We start from the raw sequence: 3,142 nt of genomic DNA on the forward strand, positions 1-3,142 counted from the left end.
CATACAGGGTTCGTTCGAACCCGATCTCCGCGCGGACCTTCTCCAGCGCGTTCAGGGCGTTGCGGCCGTCGGTCTTCGGCAGGGTGAAGGAGATGTCGGTCCGGCCGGTACCGGCGACCGAACCGACCTGGACGATCATGTCGAGATTGACGTCGGAATCGGCAACCGCCCGAAACACCGCGGCAGCCACTCCGGGTTTGTCCGGGCAGCCGACCACGGTCACCTTCGCTTCTCCCTGGTCGTGCGCGACTCCCCGGATAATGGCCTGTTCCACGAGTTCTGCCTCCGCAATCTCGGTAACCCATGTCCCCGGCCTCGACGAGAACGACGAGCGGACGTGTACGGGGACCGTGTAACGGCGTGCATACTCGACGCATCGAAGCATGAGTACCTTTGCTCCGCAGGCCGCCATCTCCATCATCTCCTCGTACGAGATGCGTTCGATGCGGCGGGCGTCCGGCACGATCCGCGGGTCGGCGGTGAAGACGCCGTCCACGTCGGTGTAGATCTCGCAGAAGTCGGCGTTCAGGGCGGCTGCGAGCGCGACGGCGGTTGTATCGGAGCCACCCCGACCGAGCGTTGTCACGTCCTTGGTGTCCTGGCTGACGCCCTGAAAACCGGCGACGATCGCGATGGCGCCCTCGTCCAGGGCGCTTCGGATGCGTCCCGGGGTGACGTCGATGATGCGGGCTCTGCCGTGTACCGAGTCGGTGATCACCCCGGCCTGGGATCCGGTGAAGGAGCGAGCCTCGGCGCCCAGGTTCGAGATGGCCATGGCCAGCAGCGCCATGGAGATGCGCTCACCGGCGGTGAGCAGCATGTCGAGTTCGCGGGCCGGTGGGAGGGGGGCGATCTGTTCGGCAAGGTCGAGCAGATCGTCGGTGGTGTCACCCATTGCGCTCACCACCACGACGACGTCGTCACCGCAGCGGCGCTGATCCACGATCCGCTCGGCGACCCGTTTGATCCGGTCGGCGTCCGCCACGGAGGAGCCACCGAACTTCGCCACGACGACCGCCATGGGTCCCAGGTTACTTGGGTCTCTCCCAGGCTCATCGCCTCGCTTGGCGACGCGCCGATCCCGCGCATCGCTTTGCCGGGCGCGAAAACATGATCGTACTGCTTTTGGCCCTCCAGGGCTCGGATGCTGGAAGAGTTGCGGTCGTGTTGGTCGTGGCGCCGGCATGACCCGTCATGTACGAATCCCGACCTGGGGTGGGCGTGTGACCTCGCGTGTGCGAGGGTTCTTCCGGTATCCATTGTCGGACATCAGTCGGGACAACCCGCTACGACGCGGACCCCGATCGGAAGGGACGATCTGCACATGGCCATCAGCCTCGCCAAGGGCGGCAACGTCAGCCTCACCAAGCAGGCGGCCGAGGCGGGCACGCCCCAGCTCACCGCGCTGACGGTCGGGCTCGGTTGGGACGCCCGCACCACCACCGGAACCGACTTCGACCTGGACGCCTCCGCCATCGGCGTGAAGGCCGACGGCAAGGTTCTCACTGATCAGTACTTCGTCTTCTTCAACAATCTGAAGTCCCCGGACGGCGCCATCCAGCTCACCGGTGACAACCTCACCGGCGCGGGGGAGGGGGACGACGAGTCGATCGTCGTCAACCTCGGTCAGGTTCCGGCCGAGATCGACAAGATTGTCGTCCCGGTGTCGATTTACGGGGCGCAGGAGAGGCAGCAGAACTTCGGCCAGGTACGCAACGCCTACATCCGTGTTGTCGACCAGACCGGTACCGAGTTGGTCCGTTATGACCTGTCCGAAGACTATTCCACCGAGACGGTCGTTATCTTCGGTGAGGTTTACCGCAACGGTGCCGAATGGAAGTTCCGCGCGGTCGGTCAGGGCCACAACGACCTCAGCGGTCTTGCCCGTGACCACGGCGTCAACATCTGACGTCTCCACGATCAGCGTGCCGGCGGTCGGCCGTCCGGCCGTTCGCCCCGGACGGCCGACCGCTTGTCGGTGAATGGCAACAGCGTGTGACCGGTAGGCGCCTGTCGGAACTGGGAACATCAGGGACATGACACCGACAATGATCGGCTGGCAGGTCACCACCCCGGCTCCGGCAGCGGCGCGGCCGCTGCGCCGGGCGGTCGTCCCGGTACCCGAACCGGCTGCCGGCCAGGTCCGACTGCAGGTTGTGGCCTGCGGTGTCTGTCGCACCGACCTGCACCTCGCCGAAGGTGACCTACGGCCGCGCAGACCCGGCACCATCCCCGGACACGAGATCGTCGGCTACGTCGACTCGGTTGGTAGCGGGGTCGACGGCGTTGCTGTCGGTGACCGCCTTGGCGTCGCCTGGCTGCGGGAGACCGACGGTACCTGCAGCTACTGCCGGCGCGGCGCGGAGAACCTGTGCACGGCATCCCGCTACACCGGCTGGGACGCGGACGGCGGCTACGCCGAGTACGCCGTCGTCCGCGCCGACTACGCCTACCGGCTGCCGGGCGGCTACTCCGACGGGGAGCTGGCGCCGTTGCTGTGCGCGGGCATCGTCGGCTTCCGGGCTTTGCGCCGGGCGGAGCTGCCACCCGGTGGCCGACTGGGGATCTACGGTTTCGGCGCGTCCGCTCACCTGGCCGTGCAGGTGGCTTTGGCGCAGGGAGCGCGGGTCCATGTCATGACCCGTTCCGAGGCGGCCCGCCGGCTTGCGCTCTCGCTCGGTGCGTTGTCGGCGTCCGGTGCCTATGACGCACCGCCGGAGCCGCTGGACGCCGCGGTCCTGTTCGCCCCGGTCGGTGATCTGGTGCCGGTCGCGTTGAGCGCGCTCAACCGGGGCGGGACGCTGTCGGTTGCCGGCATCCATCTGTCCGACGTGCCGGCGCTGAACTATCAACGGCATCTGTTCCAGGAACGATCCCTGCGCAGCACGACCGCGAACACCCGTGCGGACGGCCGCGAGTTCCTGGAGATTGCCCGCCGGCACCACCTCGCGGTCACGGTCACGCCGTACCCGCTCGACCGTGCGGACGAGGCACTGATCGACCTGGCGGCGGACCGGGTCAACGGCGCCGCGGTCGTGTTCCCGTCCGGCTGAGCTTCCCGTCCGACTGGGCGTGACAGACAGCCGATCATCGCTCGGTTGGTCGGTGGTCGGTGGTCGGTGGTCGTTCTGCGGTCGGCACG

At 67.4% G+C, this 3,142-nt stretch carries 3 protein-coding genes; 2 read left to right on the forward strand and 1 reads right to left on the reverse strand.

Annotation, left to right across the window (positions count from 1 at the left end; all coding sequences use genetic code 11):
- Positions 1–1,021 (reverse strand): aspartate kinase (locus DD1DGNOD_RS03110; RefSeq protein WP_131769399.1); only part of this gene is annotated, 1,021 nt, incomplete at its 3' end.
- Positions 1,022–1,324: 303 nt separating this feature from the next.
- Between DD1DGNOD_RS03110 and DD1DGNOD_RS03115 the strand changes: the two genes are divergently transcribed.
- Positions 1,325–1,909 (forward strand): TerD family protein, encoded by a 585-nt coding sequence (locus DD1DGNOD_RS03115; protein ID WP_131765141.1) that lies wholly within the window; start codon positions 1,325–1,327, stop codon positions 1,907–1,909.
- Between the two features lie 139 nt (positions 1,910–2,048).
- The gene (locus tag DD1DGNOD_RS03120) at positions 2,049–3,053 is read left to right on the forward strand and encodes a zinc-binding alcohol dehydrogenase family protein (RefSeq protein WP_131765206.1); all 1,005 of its coding nucleotides are present in this window, start codon (positions 2,049–2,051) and stop codon (positions 3,051–3,053) included.
- Positions 3,054–3,142 lie beyond the last annotated feature (89 nt).

Origin of the sequence: Candidatus Protofrankia californiensis (genome assembly GCF_900634765.1) — a bacterium.
Lineage (GTDB): Bacteria > Actinomycetota > Actinomycetes > Frankiales > Frankiaceae > Protofrankia > Protofrankia californiensis.